The organism is Microbacterium laevaniformans (assembly GCF_016907555.1).
GTDB classification, from domain to species: domain Bacteria; phylum Actinomycetota; class Actinomycetes; order Actinomycetales; family Microbacteriaceae; genus Microbacterium; species Microbacterium laevaniformans.
Window position 1 is genome coordinate 55,443 of sequence record NZ_JAFBCE010000001.1, and the last position, 20,510, is coordinate 75,952.

Below are 20,510 nucleotides of genomic sequence, written 5' to 3' on the forward strand. Positions count from 1 at the left end.
AGTCCAAGGGGCCGATGGTGAGCGTCGATCGACGCGCATGACCATCACTGTTGAATGGCCCCCGGACCACCGGGTTGCCCGCCGCCCCGATCCGTCCGGCCTCCTGGTCGCTCCGGCTCTCGCTGCGCGGCGGCGCTGTTCTCGCGCGAGAAAACCCAGGAAGAACACCATGCCCAAGAGCAAGAAGCCGGCCGGCGGCCGCGCCCAGAACTTCGAGCCCCGCTACGGGTCGAAGACCAGCTACCAAGACGCCAAGCGTCGCCCCGGCCAGTCGTCCGCCGGTAAGCCCGGCAGCAAGAGCCCGAGTCACCGCGGCTACCGTGCCGCCGAGGCGACCGACGCGGCATCCGCCCCGAAGCAGCGCTGGAGCGCGCAGGAGCGCGCCGGTCGCGACGAGGCTCGCGGCATCCGCTCGCGCGCCAACGGCGAACGCCCGCGTCGCGACGACCGCGACGGCTTCCGGCCCGCGCGCGACGAGCGTCCCGCCCGTCCGTTCGATGACCGCCCGCGTCGTGATGACCGCCCGCGTCGTGATGACCGCCCGGCTCGTTCGTTCGATGACCGCCCGCGTCGCGATGACCGCGGCGGCTACGTTCGCAACTCCGGAGAATCGGCGCGCGGCGGTCGTGATGGCGCCCGTGTGGCCCGTGAAGGCCGCGATTTCCGGAGTACTGATCGTCCGGCTCGGTCGTTCGACGGCCCCCGTCGTGATGACCGTCCGGCTCGCTCGTTCGACGATCGCGGCCGCAACTCCTCCACGTCGGGCGCGGAGCGCCGCGAGAGGCCTGCTTTCGGCTCTCGGGACGCGGATCGGAGGAGTTACGACCGTCCGGCCCGTGACGACCGTCCGCGCCGCGACGACCGCCCGGTTCGCACCGGCGGCAACCGTTCCGACTGGAACTCCGACGCAAAGGATGCCGCGGCGCGCAAGGCCTACGAGGAGCACGCCGACGTCGTGCACGAGAAGCTGCAGGCGCAGGCCGTGCAAGCCGAAGAGGTCGCGGACGTGAGCTTCTCGAGCCTCGGCCTCGGCGACAACATCGTGCGGGCCCTCGCCGAGCTCGGCGCCGCGGCGCCGTTCCCGATCCAGGCCGCCACGATCGCGCCGATCCTCGCGGGCAAGGACGTGCTCGCCCGCGGCCGCACCGGCTCGGGCAAGACCATCGCGTTCGGCGCTCCACTCGTCGAGGCGGTGCTGCGCAGCCAGGCCGGCAAGCGCCGTGCGTTCGGGCGCAGCCCGAAGGCGCTGATCCTCGCCCCGACCCGCGAGCTCGCGCTGCAGATCGACCGCACCATCCAGCCGATCGCCCGTAGCGTCGGCCTCTTCACGACGCAGATCTACGGCGGCGTGCCCGCCGGGCGCCAGGTCGGGGCCCTGAAGAAGGGCGTCGACATCATCATCGGCACTCCCGGACGTATCGAAGACCTGCAGAACCAGGGCAAGCTCGACCTCTCCGAGGTCGGAATCGTCGTGCTCGACGAAGCCGATCACATGAGCGAGCTGGGCTTCCTCGAGCCCATGCAGCGGATCCTCCGGCTCGTCGACCCCGACGCGCAGAAGCTCCTGTTCTCGGCAACACTCGACCGCGAGGTCGCGGCCCTCGTCGATGAGTTCCTCGTCGACCCGGCCGTCTACGAGGTGGCCGGTGAAGACCAGGACTCCGGCACGATCGACCACCGCGTGCTCGTGATCGATCACCGTGACAAGGCGGAGATCCTCACCTCGCTCGTCGACCGCGCCGGAAAGACCCTCGTGTTCGCCCGCACTCGCGCCTACGCTGAGATGCTCGCCGAGCAGTTCGACGATGCCGGCATCCACGCCGTCGCCCTCCACGGCGACCTGAACCAGGCCAAGCGCACGCGCAACCTCGAGCGCCTCACGTCCGGTCGGGTCAGCGTGCTGGTCGCCACGGATGTCGCCGCCCGCGGCATCCACGTCGACGACATCGACCTGGTCGTTCAGGCCGACGCGCCCGACGAGTACAAGACCTACCTGCACCGCTCCGGCCGCACCGGCCGCGCGGGCCGCGTCGGCACGGTCGTGACGCTCATCCCCCGCCAGCGCCGCCGTCGCATGACGGAGATGCTCGACCGCGCCGAGATCGACGCGCCGTTCGAGGATGCCCGTCCGGGCGACGACGTGCTCGAGGAGATCTCGGGCCGTCAGGCCGCGCACGTCGACCGCTGAGTCGCGCTTTCCGGAGGGGCCGTGGCGTTCGCGTCGCGGCCCCTCCGGCGTCCCGGGGGACGCAACCATGCCGCGATAGGCTGACCGGGTGATCCGCTGGTCCCGGGTGATTCTTCTCGCCGCGTCCGTCGTTGTTCTGAGTGGCTGTGCGGCATCGACGATCCCTGCGCCGACGACGGCCGCGCCGACGCGCTCGGTCTCACCCCAAGCATCGTCTTCCGTTGCGACACCATCCGCGACCACTTCGCCGTCGGCGGTCGTCGTGAACATCCCGAACTCCTGCGATGCGCTCGCGACTGTCGACGCCGTATCGGCAGCGATGGGAAAGACGTGGGTTGCTGCTTCCCAGGAGCCGACGCTCGAGAGCATCATCCCGGGCCCGCAGGCGCGGTCGGCGGCTACCGAGGCGACAGCGAAGCTGCAATGCCTGTGGTGGCCGGAGCTGGCAACTGAGGCCTATGTTGCGTTGGGTGTCTATCGGATCTCCGATTCGGCGGCGACGAGCCTGCTCTCTTCGCTGCGGTCGACTCCCGAGTACAACAGTGTCGACCCTGGGATTCCTGGGGCGGTCGCTTTCTCTTACGAGGACCGCGGAGGAGAGTTCTTGACGTCCACCGTCTACGTCTTCGTCGGAGATTCGTGGTTCGCAGGAGGCTCACTCGGACCGGCCGCGCGGATTGTGCCGCTGGTTTTGGACGCCGCGAAGCGCAGTATCGGCTGATCGGCCGGTCAGAACAGCATCGCGGGGGCGGATGCCGCGGATGCCGATGATGCCGCCGCCCGGGCGGTCGTCCGTACCGGGCCCGGCCGTGCGGGCCGCGTCTCGACCTCGTCTTCGGGACCACCGGTGAGCCGGTGCCGTCGCAGCAGCGGGCGCACGCGAGCCGCGAGCCACTTCCGGTACCCGGCGGGCGCGTAGACCGTGGCGCCGGGGTAGAGCCCGCGATACGCGGGCACGAGTCCCGGGTGCTCGCGCTCCAGCCACTGCCAGAACCACTCCCGGGCACCGGGACGCAGGTGCAGTGCTCCGAAGACGACACGAACCGCTCCGGATGCCGCGATCCGCGCGAGCGCATCGTCGAGCACCGTCACGGAGTCGGTCAGGTGCGGCACGATCGGCATGAGGAACACGGTCACAGCGAACCCCGCCTCGGTCGCCGCCCGCACGGTGTCCAACCGTGCCTGGAACGTCGGTGCTCCGGCTTCGAGGGTCTGCCGCAGCTGCTCGTCGGGCATGGCGATCGACATCGCGAGGTGGACGGGCACCCGACGTCGCGCCTCCGCGAGCAGCGGAAGATCGCGCCGCAGCAGCGTCCCCTTGGTGAGCACCGAGAACGGCGTTCCGCTGGCCGCGAGGGCGTCGATGATCTCGGGCATGAGCCGGTAGCGCCCCTCCGCCCGCTGATACGGGTCGGTGTTGGTGCCGAGCGCGACCGGCTCGTGCTGCCACGACGGTGCGGCCAGCTCGCGTCGCAGCACCTCGGCCACGTTGACCTTCACGACGATCTGCTCGTCGAAATCGCGCCCGGCGTCGAGGTCGAGGTAGGTGTGGGTGCCCCTCGCGAAGCAGTACGAGCAGGCGTGGCTGCACCCGCGGTAGGGGTTGACGGTCCAGTCGAACGGCATCGCGGATGCCGAGGGCACATGATTCAGCGCCGACTTCGCCGCCACCTCGTGGAAGGTCATGCCCGCGAACTCCGGGGTCGTGACGGTGCGGACCAGACCGTCGAGGCGCTCCATGCCGGGCAGGGCAGCGGCATCCGTCGCATCGATACTCTGTCCACGCCACCGCATGTCGTACATTCGAACAGAGATACGACAAATGCGCAATGTGCAGGCGCCGCACGGGCTCGGCGGGCAGAATGGGCGGGTGCCGCACCCCGAGCAGCCGATCAGTCGCCGCGCCGCGCGCGCCGCCGTTGCGCCCCCGCGCGCCCGCGGAGCGTGGATGTCGAAGGTGCCGCTGCGGGTGCGGTGGACGGCGTTCGCGATCGCCTTCTGGGCTGTGGCGGCGGTCTTCGCCGTCTCGGCGTTCTCCCTCAGCGGCGCCCGCGGTCCGGGTGGCGCCGCGCCCGTGGCCACATCGAACGCGGCGGCGGCCGCTGTGGCGCTGCCCGGTGGAGCGGATGCGTCGGCGGCACCCGCCACAGGGCTGCCGGTTCCCGCTCAGACCGGCGCGGCGGCACGGTGCGACGATCCCGCTGTGGTCACCGCGCTCGCCGCCGGCAAGGACGAAGACGTCGTCACCGCCTTCGGCGGCGGCGCGGCCTTCCGCGGCGCCGTCGTCGACGGCGTCGCACCCTGCGTCGATCTCGGCGACCCGCACCGGCTCTGGATCGTCGTCGACAAGAAGCGTCCCCTCAACCCGCTGGATGTCGAGCCCAGCGAGCTGGTCGCCCCCGCCGACATGCAGCGCACGGTCGACGGCCGGCTGCAGCCGGCGGCTGCCGAGGCGCTGACGGCTCTCGTGGCCGCCGCCGCTCAGGAGGGTGTCGGTGCGATCGGTCTGAACAGTGCGTACCGGTCGTTCGCATCTCAGACGCGCACGTACAACGGTTACGTGAACTCGCTCGGCCGCGACGCGGCGGACCAGCAGAGCGCCCGCCCCGGTTTCAGTGAGCACCAGACGGGGCTGGCCACCGATGTCGCCGCCTGCGACAGCGGATGCGGCGCCATCGAATCGTTCGGCGGCACGCGTCAGGGCGCCTGGGTCGCCGCGAATGCGTGGCGGTTCGGCTACATCGTGCGCTACGAGAGTGGCTACACCTCCACCACCGGCTACGAGGCCGAGCCCTGGCATCTGCGCTACATCGGCCCCGAGCTCGCCAAGGCGTACCACGACGGCGGGTTCCACACGCTGGAGGATTTCTTCGTTCTTCCTGCCGCGCCCGGCTACTGAATCCCGCTCGTCGCGCTCGCGGTGAAACCCAGTACCATGGATGCTGAGATGCAATGCCATCGGCATTCGGGGTCCTTCCCGCGGCATCCGGCAGATTCCACACTCGAGGACGAGAGGACGGGCGCACCATGGAGCGCGAGATCTACGACGAGGACCACGAGGCGTTCCGCGACGTCGTGAAGGAGTTCCTCAAGCGCTTCGCCACCGAAGAGAAGCGCAAGCAGTGGGAGGCGGACGGCGAGATCGACCGCGCCACCATGCTCGCCGCCGGCGAGGCCGGCATCATCGGCTTGAGCGTTCCCGAGGAGTTCGGCGGCGCCGGCATGCTGCAGGACTATCGATTCCGCTCGATCGTGCTCGAGGAGACCATCGGCGCCGGACAGGGGTCCCTGGCCGGTGCCTTCGGCATTCAGGACGACCTCGCCGTGCCGTACATCGTGCACATGGGGACGCAGGAGCAGAAGGAGAAGTGGCTGCCCGGCATGGCGACCGGCGAGATCCTCGGGGCGCTCGCGATGACGGAGCCGGGCGCGGGCAGCGACCTGCGCGGCATCAAGACGACCGCGAAGAAGGTCGACGGCGGCTACCTCGTCAACGGTGCGAAGACGTTCATCTCGTCGGGAAAGACCGCCGACATGGTCGTCACGTTCGTGAAGACCGGCGAGGGCAACCGCCCGGATGCCTTCAGCCTGCTGATCCTCGAGGACGGCATGGAGGGCTTCGACCACAGCAAGAAGCTCGAGAAGATGGGCTTCCACGGGTGGGATACCGCCGAACTCAGCTTCACCGACGTGTTCGTCCCCGAGGCGAACCTCATCGGCGGCAAGGAGGGATTGGGCTTCATCCAGCTGATGATGAACCTGCCGCTCGAGCGGCTGTCCATCGGTGTCGCGGCCGCCGCGGCGGGCGAGGCCGCGTTCGCGTGGACGCGCGACTACGTGCTCAGCCGGGAGGCGTTCGGTGAGCGGATCGCCGACTTCCAGAACACGCGGTTCCTTCTCGCCGACATGGCCACGACGGTCGACGTCATGTGGACCTACAACGACCGCGCGATGATGCTCTACAAGGACAAGAAGCTCACCGCCGAGGAGGCGGCGAAGGTCAAGTTCTGGTCGACCGATCGCGAGGCGGAGCTGCTCGACATCGGCGTGCAGCTGCACGGAGGCTACGGGTACATCACCGAGTACCCCATCGCCCGCGCCTACCTCGACGCTCGCGTCCACCGCATCTACGGCGGCACGAACGAGATCATGCGCGACATCGTGTCGCGACAGATCGTCGGCAAGCGCTGATCCGCCCGCGCCCGCTGATCCGCCCGCCCGCGCTCCCGCGGCATCCCTCCTCGTCCGCGAGACACCGGTTCTGCACCGAGACACCTGGCCACAACCGGTGTTTCGGTGCGCAGACGGTGTCTCGCGGGCCGCGGGCCGCGGGCCGCGGGCGGGGGCGGGGGCGGCGTGGGCGGGGCGGGTGTCGGCGGGGGGCGATAGCGTGCGGGTGTGTCGCGGCGGGAGGAGTGCGTGCTGTGCGGGCTCGCACGGCCAGAGGCGGATGCCGGCGGCATCCTGACCTGCCCGGTGTGCGGGTGGCGCCTCGGCGACAGCCCCGATCCCGACCTGCCGCGCCCGCGCGTCGACGTCGTCTACTACGTGCGGTGGGGCGAGCGCATCAAGATCGGCACCAGTCGCGAACCGCGCCAGCGCCTCGCCGCGATCTGGCATCAGGAGCTGCTCGCATTCGAGCCCGGCGGGCGCGCGGTCGATCGCGCGCGTCATGTGCAGTTCGCGCACCTCCGCGAGGGCGGCGAGTGGTTCCGTGCCGCGCCGGAACTCCGCGCGCACGCGGTGGCGCTCGCCGACGGCATCCCGCCCTGGCATCGCTATGCGCGCTGGGTCGCCGATGCTCTCCGCGGCGCGGTCAGCTGACCGACGGCGGGGTCCAGGGGAAGAGGGCGATGAGGATGCCGGTGCTCACCAGCCAGAACGTGACGACGAACACGGTGTCGCGTGCCCGCCACGGGACGAGGTGACGCTCGGTGCGGTCGGGGTGGGCGCCGAAGGCGCGGGCATCCATCGACAGCGCGACGCGCTCCGCGTGGCGGATCGCGCCTGCGAGAAGCGGCACGAGATAGCCCCACCAGCGGGCGATCGCGGCAAAAGGCCCTCGGCCGCCATGCGATCCGCGCACCCGGTGAGCCTGACGGATCACGTCGAGCTCGTGCCCGAACCGCGGCACGAAGCGGAAGGCCGCCAACGCGGTGTAGCCGACCCGGTACGGCACGCGCAGCTGCTGCACGCTCGCCCGCACAAGGTCGGGGCCGGTGGTCGTCAGCCCCGCGATCAGCGCGAGCGCGACGATCGCGGCCAGTCGCAGCCCCGTCGCGAACCCGACCGCCAGGGCTCCACTGGTCCAGGTCCACGAGCCGACGTGCGCGAGCACCGTGCCGCCGACGCGAGCGGGGTCGGTCCAGAGGCTCATCGACGCTCCGATGACGACGGCCGCCGCGGGGAGTGCGACGAACAAGAGCAGCATGACCCGAGCGGTCAGTCGCGCACCGAGGAGCACGATGACGTAGGCGATCACGATGAAGGCCAGCGGGGTGGCGAGATCGCGGGTGAACACCAGCAGCACCATCGCGGGCAGCGGCGCCGCAAGCTTCGCCAGGGGATTGATGCGCTCCAGCGCACGCGCGTTCTCGCGGTCGGCGGTCGCCCACGGATCGGTGATCGCCGCGCTCACGGTGCCGTCTCCGGAGCAGGCAGGTCGGCGAGGCGCGTGACGCCGGCGAGAGAGGGATGCCGTGTCATCCCCGCGAATGCGCGTCGCAGCGGCGGCTGACGCAGATCCGCCGCGCGCACCAGGGCGTCGTCCGCGAAGACCGCGGCGGTCGCGGCATCCGCGACCACGCGTCCGTCGCCGATGATGATCGTGCGATGCGCATGTTCGGTGACCAGCTGCATGTCGTGGGTGACGACGAGGATCGTCGTGCCGTCGGCGCTCAGGCCCTCCAGCAGATCCATGAGCTCGTCGGCCCGCGCCCGATCCTGACCGAACGTGGGTTCGTCGAGGGCGAGCACGGGCGCACCGGCGACGAGAGCGGTGCCCACCGACAAGCGCCGCTTCTGCCCGCCGGAGAGCAGGAAGGGGTGCACGTCGGCTTTGCCGTCGAGGTCGAACCGGCGAAGCACATCGAAGGCCCGCTCGCGCACCTCGTTCTCGGCGAGCCGCTGCCGCCGCAGGCCGTGCGCCAGTTCGTCGAACACCGTGTGTGCGATGAACTGGTGCTCCGGATTCTGGAACACGAAGCCGATCCGCCGCGACAGCTCGCGCGGATCGCTGCGCGCGACGTCGATGCCGTCGAGCACCACCTGCCCCCGCGGCACCGGGACGACTCCCGCGAGCGACTGCAGCAGCGTGGTCTTTCCCGCGCCGTTCGCGCCGACGATGGCGACGAACTCGCCCGCCGCCACATTCAGGTCGATGCCGTGCAGGATCTCGCGACGACCCCGCAGAGTGCGCAGCCCGCGGACACGTATCAACGGCTCTGCGGAGGCGACCGGCGCCACATCGGCTGCGGAAGGGACGGATGCCGCGGGCGAGCCGGCCGGTGCGTCCGCCGCGTCGAGGGCGGTGCGCAGTTCGGTCGGGTCGAGCGGCAGAGGATCGAGCCTCCATCCCGCGGCGCGCAGACGCAGTGCGGCGAGGGTCGAGACGGGCAGCCAGACCCCCATCTCATGCAGCTCGGCGGCGCGGGCGCGCAGCACCTCGTCGACCGTGCCGTCGGCCATGGTGCGCCCGGTGCGGTCGAGCACGACGACCCGGTCGACGATGCCGACGACGGCGTCGAGGTTGTGCTCCACGAGCACGATCGCGCGATCACCGGCGGCGACCAGCGCGCCGAGCGTCGCGTAGACCTCTTCGACGCCCTGCGGGTCGAGGTTCGCCGTCGGCTCGTCGAGCACCAGAAGCGGTGAGCCCATCGCGAGCGCGCACGCGATCGCGAGGCGCTGGCGGCCGCCTCCGCTCAGACGGTCGGGGTTCTCGTGCCGCCGGTCCCACAGGCCGACCCGGCGCAGGGCTTCCTCCGCGCGCTCCAGCACGTCCGCCACGGGAAGACGCAGGTTCTCGGGGCCGAAGGCCACTTCGTCGAGGAGGGTTCCCGTCACCAGCTGCGCGTCGGGATCCTGGAACACCATGCCCACTCGCGTGCTCAGCACCGACACCGGGGTCTCGGCGGTGTCGAGACCGTCGACCTCCACCCGTCCGCGCACGGTCGCCGGCACCGCGTGGGGGACGAGCCCGTTGAGCGCGAGCGCCAGCGTCGACTTCCCGGCCCCGCTCGGACCGAGAAGCAGCACCACTTCGCCGCGGTTGACGACGAACGAGGCGCCGGCGGGAGCCTCGGCATCCGCGCCGTCGTGACGGATGCCGAGATCGCGCACGCTCAGCAGAGCACCGGACGCGCGGGTATCGGGCACCGCGGCATCCGCTCCAGACTCAGCAGTGGTCACGGTTCGTCCCAGGATCGGTCGGGGGTCTCCCCTCAGGTTAGTCGAACCTAACTTCTCCCACCTAGCTCCTGTCCGGAACCCCGTATCAGCGCCGAGCGGTCTGCCGTGCGACTCCGGCTCGACGCAGCGACGCGCCGACGCTGAGTCCGATCGCCGTCCAGGCCACCGGTCCGCACACCGACAGGGCGAGATAGGCGATCTGGGCCCAGAGCGGGTAGGCGCTCAGGTGCGCGGCGAAGAAGACCACGACCGCCACGAGCACACCGATCACGGCCGCGGAGATGAAGAACCGCCACGCACCCCACGCGCGGTAGCGGGTGAGGGCGGCCACACCCTCCTGGATCGCGCCGAACAGCAGCGCCGTGCCGAGGAAACGCGTGGTCCAGATCGGCGCGAAGGCACTGGCGACGAGTGCGGCCAGGACGTGCGTGAGCACAGCCACCAGGGGCAGGCGCAGCACCTCCTGCGCGATGATGCCGGGGAGCACGTGTGCGCCGAGCACGAGGCCATAGACGATGGCCAGACCGGGCACGGAGAGGACGATCGGCGTCACGAGTCCGGCGATGCCGCCCAGGATGCCGGTGGCCACGCCGATCGCCGCGCACACCAGCAGGACGCGCGTCGACAGGACGGTGTTTCGGGCCACGCCTCCAGCGTAGCTGCGCGCTCGCGGAGCCCGGGCTGGGAAAAACCCTCAGACCGTGCGGCGTCGAGGAGTCAGTCGCACCGCCGGAAGCGGAGGCGCCGGCACCCGCTCACGGTCGTGTCCGATGACGTGCCCGAACCGCGCGTCGGCGCGCTCGGTGTCGTCCGCTTCGCTCTCCCAAGCCTCGCGCGCGGCGACGATCTCATCGTGTGAGCGGCCCACGAAGTTCCACCACATGACGATGTCCGACTCGAACGGCTCGCCGCCGAGCAGGAACAGTGTCGTCTCGCGCTGCGCGCTGACCTCGACACCGTCTCGATGGATGCCGAGGTACAGCAGTCCCTGGTCGGGGAGAGCGGTCGCGGCATCCGGCGCCGTGTGCACCTCGGGCACTCCGGCGACGCCGACGAGGGCGTACTCCCAGACCGGATCGAGCGGGAGGCGCACACGCGATCCCGCGGGCACGTGGATCTCGGCGCCGACGATCGGCGTGTGCATCGTCGCGGGCGAGCGTGCGCCGGCGAAGTCGCCGACGACGACCGTCGCCGTGGCGCCGCCGGCGTCCGGCCCGCCGTCGAGGGGGCGCACCTCGCCCACGAGCGGCCAGGGCACCATGTGCAGGCCGATGTGGGGGTGCGGTTCCACGCGCATGCGCGCCGTCTGCGGACCGAACCGATCGAGGAAGCACCAGACGCCGACCATCGGCAGGGCGCGCTGGGGCAGACTGCGGTGCACCTCCATTGCACGCACGCCTCCGAGAGGGACCTCGCGGGCTTCGAGCAGCAAGTGCGCGAGGGCCGTCGCATTCGGCAGGTCAGGCCAGGCCGGGGGCGGCGTCGTCGAGCCTGGTCATGCTCGGGACGACCCGACTCCTTCGTCGCCCGGGGTCGGCTCTGCCGTCGACGCGTGGGCCGCCGCCTCGACGTCACCCTCGCGCCACGCGACAGCGAGGCCGGGCACCTCGTTCTTCTGCAGGTATCGCACGACGAAGGGGCACACCGGCACCACGCTCATCCCGCGTGCGGCCTCACCCTCCATCGCCGCCGCGACGAGCTTCGTGCCGAGCCCGCGTCCGCCGTAGGCGGGGTCGATCTCCGTGTGCGGGAAGACGTGGCGGCCCTCGGCATCCGCTTCGTACTCGGTGAAACCGGCGACCCGGCCGTCGACGAGGATCTCGTAGCGGTCGGCGTCGTCGTTGCGGGCGATGCGGATGTCGTCGCTCATGACGTCCCTTTCGTGTGCAGGTGTTCTCCCACCGTAGGCCGGGTCTGGGCCGCGACACCAGGCCTGTCGTTGCGAGGCGCGAATCGGGAGGATGGCGGGGTGACATCCCTCACCCGCCGCCGTTCGCGACCCCGCGCGCGCGCCCTGCGCGCTGCCGCGGCAGCCGCCGCCATCGCCGTCGCGCTGACCGGTTGCGGCGCCTACGGCCCGTCGCCGTTCGCGATCCGGCAGGCGGACCTGCCCGACGAACAGCTGCGCGCATCGGCCACGACGTGGGGACAGCAGCTCGCCGCCGCCGGTGTCACGCTGAACCTCGCGCCCGTCGTCGACATCGTCACGAGCGAGGCGACCCGCTTCGACAATCCGCCCATCGGGGCCCTCGGCCGTCAGTACGGCTACGACGAGGCGACGGTGGTCGCCAAGGCCGGCGCGTTCGCCGACGGGATGCGGGCCTCGCGTGTCATGCCGGTGTTCAAGCACGTCCCGGGGCTCGGTCACGTCACCGCCAACACCGACACCACCGCGAACGTGGTCGACACGACCGTCACCGCGGACGGCCCCGACGTCGCCGTCTACCGCCGTCTGCTGCAGGGCGGCCCCGCCGCCGTGATGGTCTCGAGCGCGATCTACCAGAACATCGACCCCTCTGCACCGGCGGTGTTCTCACCGACGGTGGTGGGCCTCGCCCGGTCGCTCGTCGGGCCCGACGCGATGATCGTCACCAACGACCTCTCCGCGGCACAGGCGGTGCAGGCGTGGAGGCCGGCCGATCGCGCAGTGCTCGCGCTGAGCGCCGGGGTCGACGTCGTGCTGGCATCGACCGATCCGAGCGTGTTCGCGGAGATGTACGACGCGGTGCTCGCCAAAGCGCAGGCCGATCCCGCGTTCGCGCAGCGTGTGGACGACGCCGCGCGGCACGTGCTCGCCGCCAAGGCTGCGCGCCCCTGACCGCACCGCCGCGGCGCCGCGCGACCGCGGGCGCCGCCGCGCCTGGCAGACTCGGGGAATGACCTCGCCCGCGGCACTGACCGACCTCGTGCCCGTCGGAGCGACGGCGGATGCCGCGTACGAGGGCTTCGTCGCCTGGGCCGCCGGCCGCGGGCTGGCACTGTACCCCGCGCAGGACGAGGCCGTCATCGAGCTGGTCTCGGGTGCCAACGTCATCCTGTCGACACCGACGGGCACCGGCAAGTCGCTCGTCGCGATCGCCGCTCACGCGGCCTGCCTCGCCGCGGGCGGCCGCTCGTACTACACCGCGCCGATCAAAGCGCTGGTCAGTGAGAAGTTCTTCGCGCTGGTCGAGGTGTTCGGCGCCGAGAACGTCGGCATGGTCACCGGCGACTCGTCGGTGAATCCGGATGCCGCGATCGTCTGCTGCACCGCGGAGATCCTCGCCAACATCGCCCTCCGCCACGGCGCGGATGCGCAGGTCGATCAGGTCGTCATGGACGAGTTCCACTACTACGGCGACCCCGACCGGGGATGGGCGTGGCAGGTGCCGCTGCTGCTGCTGCCGCAGGCGCAGTTCCTGCTGATGTCGGCCACCCTCGGCGACGTGACGCCGATCGCCGAAGACCTCGAGCGCCGCACCGGGCGCCCCGTGGCGCTCGTCACCGGCGTCGAGCGGCCGGTGCCGCTGCACTTCTCGTACGAGCGCCGGCCCGTGCACGAGGTGCTGACGATGCTCGTCGACGAGCGTGAGGTGCCGGTCTACATCGTGCACTTCGCACAGGCGGCGGCCCTCGAGCGTGCGCAGGCCCTGGCATCCGTCACCCTCACCACACGCGCCCAGCGCGACGAGATCGCCGACGCCATCGGCGGATTCCGCTTCACGACGGGTTTCGGCAAGACACTGTCGCGGCTCGTTCGGGCCGGCATCGGCGTGCACCACGCGGGCATGCTGCCGCGCTACCGGCGACTCGTCGAGACTCTCGCCCAACGCGGGCTGCTGCGGGTCATCTGCGGCACCGACACCCTCGGAGTCGGCATCAACGTGCCCATCCGCACCGTCATGATCACGGCGCTGAGCAAGTACGACGGCACGAAGATGCGCCAGCTCAGCGCGCGCGAGTTCCACCAGGTCGCCGGCCGTGCCGGGCGCGCCGGCTACGACACCTACGGCAATGTCGTGGTCATGGCGCCCGAGTGGGAGATCGAGAACGCGGTCGCGCTCGCGAAGGCCGGCGACGACGCGGCCAAGCGCAAGAAGATCGTCCGCAAGAAGGCCCCCACCGGCGTCGTCAACTGGGGAGAGGGATCGTACGAGCGGCTCATCTCTGCCGCTCCCGAGCCGCTCGTGCCGCAGCTGAAGCTCACCGCCGCGATGCTGATCAACGTCATCGGCCGCGGGGGAGACGTCTTCGGCCACGTGCGCGCACTCGTGTTCGACAACCACGAGCCGGCCGCGCGTCGGTTCGCCCTCGCCCGACGCGCCATCGCGATCTTCCGCACGCTCGTGGATGCCGGGATCGTCGAGATCGACCGCTCCGCGCCATCGCGCCCTCGCATCGCGCTCACCGTCGACCTGCAGCCGAACTTCGCCCTCAATCAGCCGCTGTCGCCCTTCGCGCTCGCCGCCATCGAACTGCTGTCGCCGGACGACGACGTGGCTCCGGGCGCCGGGGCGCGTGTTCACAACTCCGGAGATCTCGCCGCCGAGGAGCCCACAGCGTCCGATTCCAACGAAACTACGTCGTCCTTCCGGAGCTATGAACAGCCCGCCCCAGCGACCGCCCCGGCGACCGCCGCGGCGGGTGGTGTCGGCACCGGCCACTACGCCCTCGATGTCCTGAGCGTCATCGAGGCCACACTCGACGATCCGCGCGCCATTCTCGGGCAGCAGGAGTACCGCGCCCGGGGCGAGGCGGTTGCCGCCATGAAGCGCGACGGCATCGAGTACGACGAGCGCATGGCGCTGCTCGAGGAGATCACCTACCCGAAACCGCTCGCCGACCTGCTGACGCAGTCCTTCGAGGTGTTCGCCTCGTCGCAGCCCTGGGTGCGCGACTTCGAGCTGAGCCCCAAATCGGTGGTCCGCGACATGTTCGAGCGGGCCATGTCGTTTGCGGAATACGTCTCCTTCTATCAGCTGTCCCGCAGTGAAGGACTGGTGCTGCGCTACCTGTCCGACGCCGACCGTGCGATCCGCCAGACCGTTCCCGTTGATGCGAGAACCGACGAGCTGCGCGACATCATCGAGTGGCTCGGCGAACTCGTGCGCCAGGTCGACTCGAGTCTCGTCGACGAGTGGTCGGCGCTCATCGACCCGACGGCGGTGCTGCCCGAGGACGGCGCTCCGGTCGTGCCGCCGGCGCCGCCCTCCATCCTCACGAACGAGCGCGCGTTCACGGTGCTCGTGCGAAACGAGCTCTTTCGGCGGGTGCAGCTCGCGGCTCTGCAGGACGACGACGCGCTGGTGGCCCTCGACCCCGAGGTCGGTTGGCCCGAAGCCCTCGACCGCTACTACGACGAGCACGACGAGATCCTCACCGGTGGGCCGGCCCGTTCGCCGCGGCTCTGCGTGATCGACACGGCGGATGCGGCGGCATCCGGCCTCTGGCGCGTCGAGCAGACGATCGACGATCCGGCCGGCGACCACGACTGGCGCATCCGGGCCGAGGTCGATCTCGCGGCCTCCGTCGAGGAGGGCGCCGCCGTCGTCCGCGTGATCGAGCTCGTGCGGCTGTAGCCCCCTCCCACCTCCACCACCCGCGAGCCGCTATGTTCCGCGCGAGCCACCATCGTCTGTCGTGGCGGCTCGGTGCGATCACGACGGCTCGCGGGGCGGGTGGGGAGGACGGCGTCGAGTGTCGGATGCCGCGGCTAGCCTGGACGGGTGAGTGCAGCCACCGATCGGTACGACGACCCCTACGCGGACGTGCCGTGGGATGTGGATGAGCTGACTCCGCCCGACGACGCCGACGCCCCACCGCCGCCGGAGTACGACGGGTATGCCGGTGCGCTCGCTCGCGCGACACGGGACGCGGCACCGGCCGCCAACCCGGCCGCCACCGCACCCGCCCGCCCGGCCGCGCCGCGAGCCGCCTCTGCGTCCGACCCGAAGGCCGTCCTGAAGGAGGTCTTCGGCTACGACGAGTTCCGCGGCGATCAGGCCGACATCGTGGCGCACGTCGTCGCGGGCGGCGACGCCGTGGTGCTCATGCCCACCGGCGGCGGCAAGTCGATCACGTATCAGGTGCCCGCGCTCGTTCGTCCCGGCACGGGGCTCGTGATCAGCCCGCTCATCGCACTGATGCACGACCAGGTCGACGCCCTGCGGGCCAACGGTGTGCGGGCGGCGTACCTGAACTCCACCCAGAATGCGGCCGAACGTGCCGGCGTCGAGCAGGACTTCCTCGACGGCGAGCTCGACCTGCTCTACGTCGCGCCCGAACGCCTCAGCGCTCCCGCGACGAGTGCCCTGCTGCAGCGGGGCACACTCAGTGTGATCGCCATCGACGAGGCGCACTGCGTCAGTCAGTGGGGTCACGACTTCCGTCCCGACTACCTCGCGCTCGGAGATCTGAGCGCACGCTTCCCCGGGGTGCCGCGCATGGCGCTCACGGCGACGGCCACGCGCGCGACCCATCAGGAGATCACCGAGCGGCTGCGCCTGCCCGACGCACGGCATTTCGTCGCGAGCTTCGACCGGCCCAACATCCAGTACCGCATCGAGCCGAAGGTCGATCCGCGCCGTCAGCTGCTGCAGTTCGTTCGCGCCCAGCCGGCCGGCTCTGCCGGGATCGTCTACGCCCTCAGCCGCAAGTCGGTGGAGCAGACGGCCGAGTATCTGCGCACGCAGGGCGTGGACGCTCTGCCGTATCACGCGGGGTTGGATGCCGCGGTGCGCGCCCACCACCAGCAGCGCTTCCTTCGCGAAGACGGCGTGGTGATGGTCGCCACGATCGCGTTCGGGATGGGCATCGACAAGCCGGACGTGCGCTTCGTCGCCCACATCGACCTGCCGAAGTCGGTCGAGGGCTACTACCAGGAGACGGGTCGCGCCGGCCGGGACGGCGACCCCGCCATCGCGTGGATGGCCTACGGGCTCGGCGACGTGGTGCAGCAGCGGCGTCTCATCGACCAATCGCCGGGCGAGCGGTCGTACAAGATGCGGCTCGGCCAGCACCTCGACGCGATGCTCGCGCTCTGCGAGACGGTGTCGTGCCGTCGGCAGAACCTCCTCGCCTACTTCGGGCAGAGCTCCGAGCCGTGCGGCAACTGCGACACCTGCCTCGACAGCCCCGACACCTGGGACGGGCTGGTTCCCGCGCAGAAGCTGCTGTCGACGATCGTGCGGCTGCAGCGCGAGCGCAACCAGGCGTTCGGCGCCGGGCACCTCGTCGACATCCTCCGCGGAGCATCGACCGAGCGCATCCGTCAGCAGGGCCACGACGCGCTCGCCACCTACGGATTGGGAGCGGACCTCAGCGACCAGGACTGGCGCAGCGTCATCCGACAGCTGCTCGCCCGTGGCGTCATCGTCGCCCGTGGCGAGTACGGCGTGCTCGCGGTCGGCGACGAGGGCGCGGCGGTGCTGCGCGGGGAGAGCCCGGTGCCGCTGCGCCGCGACGTCCTCGGGCGCGGCGGGGGTGCGGCGCGCGTCCGCAAGGCCGCGGCGTCCGACGCCATCGCCGACGGTGACCGCGACCTCTTCGAAGCCCTTCGCGCCTGGCGCGCCGGGGTCGCGAAGGAACAGGGCGTGCCCGCGTACATCGTCTTCGGCGATGCGACGCTGCGGGCGCTGGCCGAGCAGCGCCCGGCATCCATCGCGGCGCTCGACGGCATCACGGGCATCGGCGCGAAGAAGCGCGAGGCCTACGGCGAGGGCGTCCTCGCGGTCATCGCCGCGCACTGACGCGCGTGCGCGAGTTGCGGGCTCAGCGGGGTGCCCGTCCATGCAGCGACGACCGAATCCGATGCGAGCCGTAGTCCGCAGGCCACCCGCGCCCCGCGCCCCTCGGTCAGCCCCGGGGGAGGATGTCATCGAGGTGGGCGGCGAGCTCTGCGGCCACGTCCACGCTCTCGCGGTCGTACAGCCACTGGTACTGCAAGCCGTCCCACAGTGCGACGAGCCGCATCGCCTCACGCGCGGGATCGCGGTGCGGCGGCAGGTCACCATCTCGCTGCGCCGCGCGGAGGACGGCGGTGAAATGGTCGATCGTGGCGGCGAAGCGCTGCGCGAAGTCCATGCGCCGGGGCAGGTAGAGCTGGAGCAGTTGCAGGCCGTCCCAGACGGCCGCGATGCGGATGGCCTCACCGTGACCGTCGCGGCGGGGATGCACGGCGCCGACGGTGCGGGCTTCGGACAGCTGGGCGACGAACACCTCGCGCAGCCGGCTGTAGCGCTCGCGCATCGCGGCGTGGGCGGGGTGTCCCCGGGTGGAGCCTTCGCCGACGAGCGCCGCATACACGTCTTCCTCGATCGTCCCGCGATCCTCACGGCCTTCGCCGCGCTCGGCGTCAGTCTCACCGCGAACTGGGGCGCCGGCACTGCCGCGCTGTTCGGCGTGCTGTCGGGCCGGGCGCCGGTGCGCGGCAAGCTCCCGTTCGATCTGCCGCGGTCGATGGACGCGGTGAAGGCCTCGCGTCCCGACGTCCCGTTCGACACCGCCGACCCGCTCTTCCGCTTCGGTCACGGCCTCGAGCGCATCCGATGCGACGGCACCGGGCGCTCGTGCCCGTGCGGAGGCGCCGTGGCTTTCGCGGGGAGCCACGGTGGAACTCGGTCTCACAAAACGTGGGTGTGGGTCTCACACAGGGGAGGATGCCGCGGAGGCGCGCCGCTTTGTGGGCAGCGCGCAAGCGTTTTGCGAGCCGCCGTACGCGCTCCTACCGTCGAGCATGAGTTTTCCTGTCCGCTGTCGAAAGGTACGCCGATGACCGACGCCGCCGTCCGTCCGAAGAAGCCCGCCACGAACACGCGAACGCCCGCCGGCGGAGCCCCGACCGCGGCACACACCGCCGCAGAGGCCCACGAGCCGCGCATCCACGTCGACACGGTCACCGATCTGCTGCTGGGAACGTGGGCGCAGACCCGGCGCGAAGCCCGCGAGATGATCAAGGATCCGGCGCTCTGGAAGATCGAAGGGCTGTCGGTCGCCGACCATCGCGAACGCGTGTTCGGCCAGCTGCAGATCCTCGTCGACAACAACGGGTCGCGGCGCGCGTTCCCGAAGAAGTACGGCGGCCTCGAGGACAACGGAGCCAACCTCGCCGGCTTCATGGAGCTCGTGCTCGCCGACCCGTCGCTGCAGATCAAGTCCGGCGTGCAGTGGGGCCTGTTCGGCTCCGCGATCTACCAGCTCGGCACCGAGAAGCACCACGAGGCGTGGCTGCGCGACGTGATCGAGCTGACGCTGCCGGGTGCGTTCGCGATGACCGAGATCGGGCACGGCTCCGACGTCGCCGCGATCGGCACGACCGCCACTTACGACCCGGAGACCGAGGAGTTCGTCATCAACACGCCGTTCCGCGGCGCGTGGAAGGACTACCTCGGCAACGCCGCCGTGCACGGTCGGGCCGCGACCGTGTTCGCTCAGCTGATCACCGGGGGCGTCAACTACGGCGTGCACTGCTTCTTCGTCCCCATCCGCGACGACGAGGGCAACATGCTGCCGGGCGTGCAGAGCGAGGACGACGGGGTCAAGGGCGGGCTCAACGGCATCGACAACGGACGGCTGGCGTTCGACCATGTTCGCGTCCCGAGATTCAACCTCCTGAACCGCTACGGCGATGTCGCCGCCGACGGCACCTACAGCTCCGACATCCCGAGCCCCGGACGCCGCTTCTTCACCATGCTCGGCGCGCTCGTGCAGGGCCGGGTCTCGCTCGACGGCGCGGCGACGACCGCGACCGCGCTCGCGCTGCACATCGCGATCACCTACGCCGGTCAGCGTCGCCAGTTCGACTCGGGGTCGGGCAGCGACGAGGTGGTGCTGCTCGACTACGGCAAGCACCAGCGGCGCCTGCTGCCCCGACTGGCGCAGGTGTACGCGCAGTTCTTCGCGAACGACGAGCTGCTGCGTACGTTCGACGGCGTGTTCAGCGGACGCACCGACACCCCCGACGAGCGCGAGAACCTCGAGACCCTCGCCGCCGCGCTCAAGCCCCTGTCCACGTGGAACGCTCTCGACACCATCCAGGAATGCCGCGAGGCCTGCGGCGGGTCGGGCTTCATGGCCGACAACCGTCTCGTCGGGCTGCACCACGACCTCGACGTCTACGTCACCTTCGAGGGCGACAACAACGTCCTGCTCCAGCTGGTCGGCAAGCGCCTGCTCAACGACTTCGCGAAGCAGTTCAAGGGCGCGGATGCCGCGAAGCTCGCGTCCTTCGCCGCGAAGCAGACCGCCGGCAAGGTGTTCCACGGGGCGGGGCTGCGCCAGCTCGGTCAGGCCGTCACCGACTTCGGCTCCACCGCGCGCTCGGTCGAGCTCGGGCTGCGGGCCGAGCAGCAGCACGAGCTGCTCGCGGAGCGCGTGCGGCAGATGATCGAAGACATCGCCGGGCGGCTGCGCCCGGCATCCAAGGCATCGCCCGCCGAGGCGGCGGCGATCTTCAATGCCAATCAGGCCGCGCTGATCGAGGCGGCGCGGGCACACGGCGAGCTGCTGCAGTGGGAGGCGTTCAGCGACGGCATCGCCGGCATCTCCGATCCCGGCACGGCGCAGGTGCTGGGGTGGCTGCGCGATCTGTTCGGTCTGCACCTCATCGAGAAGCACCTCGCCTGGTATCTGATCAACGGCCGACTGTCGGCGCAGCGCGCGGCATCCGTCTCGAAGTACATCGACCGCCTGCTGCTGCGGCTGCGCCCCCACGCCCAGGACCTCGTCGACGCGTTCGCGTTCGAGCCGGAGCACGTGCGCGCACCCATCGCCTCCGGGGTCGAGCAGGAGCGCCAGCGCGAGGCGCGGGCGTACTACGCCGATCTCGCCGCCTCCGGCGAGGCCCCCGTCTCGGAGAAGTCGCTTAAGAAGAAGTAGCCGCGCGGCGGAGGCTGCCTGCCCCGCCGACTCCGCAGAATGTCACGAACTCCGCACG

The 20,510-nt window shown here is 70.9% G+C and carries 15 protein-coding genes and 1 pseudogene; 9 read left to right on the forward strand and 7 right to left on the reverse strand.

Translation table 11 applies throughout. From position 1 onward, the window contains the following. Positions 1-169 precede the first annotated feature (169 nt). Complete coding sequence (locus JOE53_RS00255) at positions 170-2,188, forward strand: DEAD/DEAH box helicase (RefSeq protein ID WP_204946417.1); 2,019 nt, start codon at positions 170-172, stop codon at positions 2,186-2,188. Positions 2,189-2,450: 262 nt separating this feature from the next. Next, positions 2,451-2,909 carry a hypothetical protein gene (locus JOE53_RS00260; protein ID WP_036289676.1) on the forward strand — a complete coding sequence of 153 codons (459 nt, stop codon included), beginning with the start codon at positions 2,451-2,453 and terminating at the stop codon, positions 2,907-2,909. Between the two features lie 8 nt (positions 2,910-2,917). On the opposite strand, the gene JOE53_RS00265 is transcribed toward JOE53_RS00260, so the two are convergent. Continuing rightward, positions 2,918-3,982: an Rv2578c family radical SAM protein gene (locus JOE53_RS00265; protein ID WP_204946418.1), complete on the reverse strand. Its 1,065-nt coding sequence runs from the start codon at positions 3,980-3,982 to the stop codon at positions 2,918-2,920. A 28-nt stretch (positions 3,983-4,010) separates the two neighbouring features. On the opposite strand from JOE53_RS00265, the gene JOE53_RS00270 reads away from it, so the two are divergent. The 3 genes from JOE53_RS00270 to JOE53_RS00280 all read left to right on the forward strand — a co-directional run bounded on the left by JOE53_RS00270 (position 4,011) and on the right by JOE53_RS00280 (position 7,012). Continuing rightward, complete coding sequence (locus JOE53_RS00270; RefSeq protein ID WP_204946419.1) at positions 4,011-5,087, forward strand: M15 family metallopeptidase; 1,077 nt, start codon at positions 4,011-4,013, stop codon at positions 5,085-5,087. Positions 5,088-5,215: 128 nt separating this feature from the next. After that, a complete protein-coding gene (locus tag JOE53_RS00275; RefSeq protein ID WP_204948143.1) occupies positions 5,216-6,379 on the forward strand; it encodes an acyl-CoA dehydrogenase family protein in 1,164 nt (387 codons plus the stop codon). Between the two features lie 207 nt (positions 6,380-6,586). Next, complete coding sequence (locus JOE53_RS00280; protein ID WP_061681085.1) at positions 6,587-7,012, forward strand: GIY-YIG nuclease family protein; 426 nt, start codon at positions 6,587-6,589, stop codon at positions 7,010-7,012. Here the strand turns inward: JOE53_RS00280 and JOE53_RS00285 are convergent. From JOE53_RS00285 to JOE53_RS00305, 5 genes and pseudogenes are all read right to left on the reverse strand, one after another. Continuing rightward, on the reverse strand, positions 7,005-7,826 hold the full coding sequence (locus tag JOE53_RS00285; RefSeq protein WP_204946420.1) for an energy-coupling factor transporter transmembrane component T family protein: 822 nt from the start codon (positions 7,824-7,826) through the stop codon (positions 7,005-7,007). The genes JOE53_RS00280 and JOE53_RS00285 overlap by 8 nt on opposite strands. Then, entirely contained in the window at positions 7,823-9,598 is a 1,776-nt protein-coding gene (locus tag JOE53_RS00290) for an ABC transporter ATP-binding protein (protein ID WP_204946421.1), read from the reverse strand. The genes JOE53_RS00285 and JOE53_RS00290 overlap by 4 nt, the downstream gene beginning before the upstream one ends. A gap of 85 nt (positions 9,599-9,683) precedes the next feature. Next, entirely contained in the window at positions 9,684-10,244 is a 561-nt protein-coding gene (locus JOE53_RS00295; RefSeq protein ID WP_204946422.1) for an ECF transporter S component, read from the reverse strand. A 48-nt stretch (positions 10,245-10,292) separates the two neighbouring features. Beyond that, positions 10,293-11,097, reverse strand: a pseudogene (locus JOE53_RS00300) (pirin family protein). Then, entirely contained in the window at positions 11,094-11,468 is a 375-nt protein-coding gene (locus JOE53_RS00305; protein ID WP_036289690.1) for a GNAT family N-acetyltransferase, read from the reverse strand. The pseudogene JOE53_RS00300 and the gene JOE53_RS00305 overlap by 4 nt, the downstream one beginning before the upstream one ends. Positions 11,469-11,567: 99 nt before the next feature. Between JOE53_RS00305 and JOE53_RS00310 the strand changes: the two genes are divergently transcribed. From JOE53_RS00310 to recQ, 3 genes are all read left to right on the forward strand, one after another. Beyond that, complete coding sequence (locus JOE53_RS00310; RefSeq protein ID WP_036289692.1) at positions 11,568-12,416, forward strand: glycoside hydrolase family 3 N-terminal domain-containing protein; 849 nt, start codon at positions 11,568-11,570, stop codon at positions 12,414-12,416. A 58-nt stretch (positions 12,417-12,474) separates the two neighbouring features. Next, positions 12,475-15,156: a DEAD/DEAH box helicase gene (locus JOE53_RS00315; RefSeq protein WP_061681077.1), complete on the forward strand. Its 2,682-nt coding sequence runs from the start codon at positions 12,475-12,477 to the stop codon at positions 15,154-15,156. A gap of 147 nt (positions 15,157-15,303) precedes the next feature. Beyond that, positions 15,304-17,325 (forward strand): DNA helicase RecQ, encoded by a 2,022-nt coding sequence (gene recQ / locus JOE53_RS00320; RefSeq protein WP_204946423.1) that lies wholly within the window; start codon positions 15,304-15,306, stop codon positions 17,323-17,325. Between the two features lie 106 nt (positions 17,326-17,431). Here recQ and JOE53_RS15045 read toward each other — a convergent pair whose 3' ends face one another. Beyond that, a complete protein-coding gene (locus tag JOE53_RS15045) occupies positions 17,432-18,106 on the reverse strand; it encodes a TetR family transcriptional regulator C-terminal domain-containing protein (protein WP_325168434.1) in 675 nt (224 codons plus the stop codon). A 240-nt stretch (positions 18,107-18,346) separates the two neighbouring features. Here JOE53_RS15045 and JOE53_RS00330 point away from each other — a divergent pair, with 240 nt between their 5' ends. Continuing rightward, positions 18,347-20,452 carry an acyl-CoA dehydrogenase family protein gene (locus tag JOE53_RS00330; protein WP_204946424.1) on the forward strand — a complete coding sequence of 702 codons (2,106 nt, stop codon included), beginning with the start codon at positions 18,347-18,349 and terminating at the stop codon, positions 20,450-20,452. Positions 20,453-20,510 lie beyond the last annotated feature (58 nt).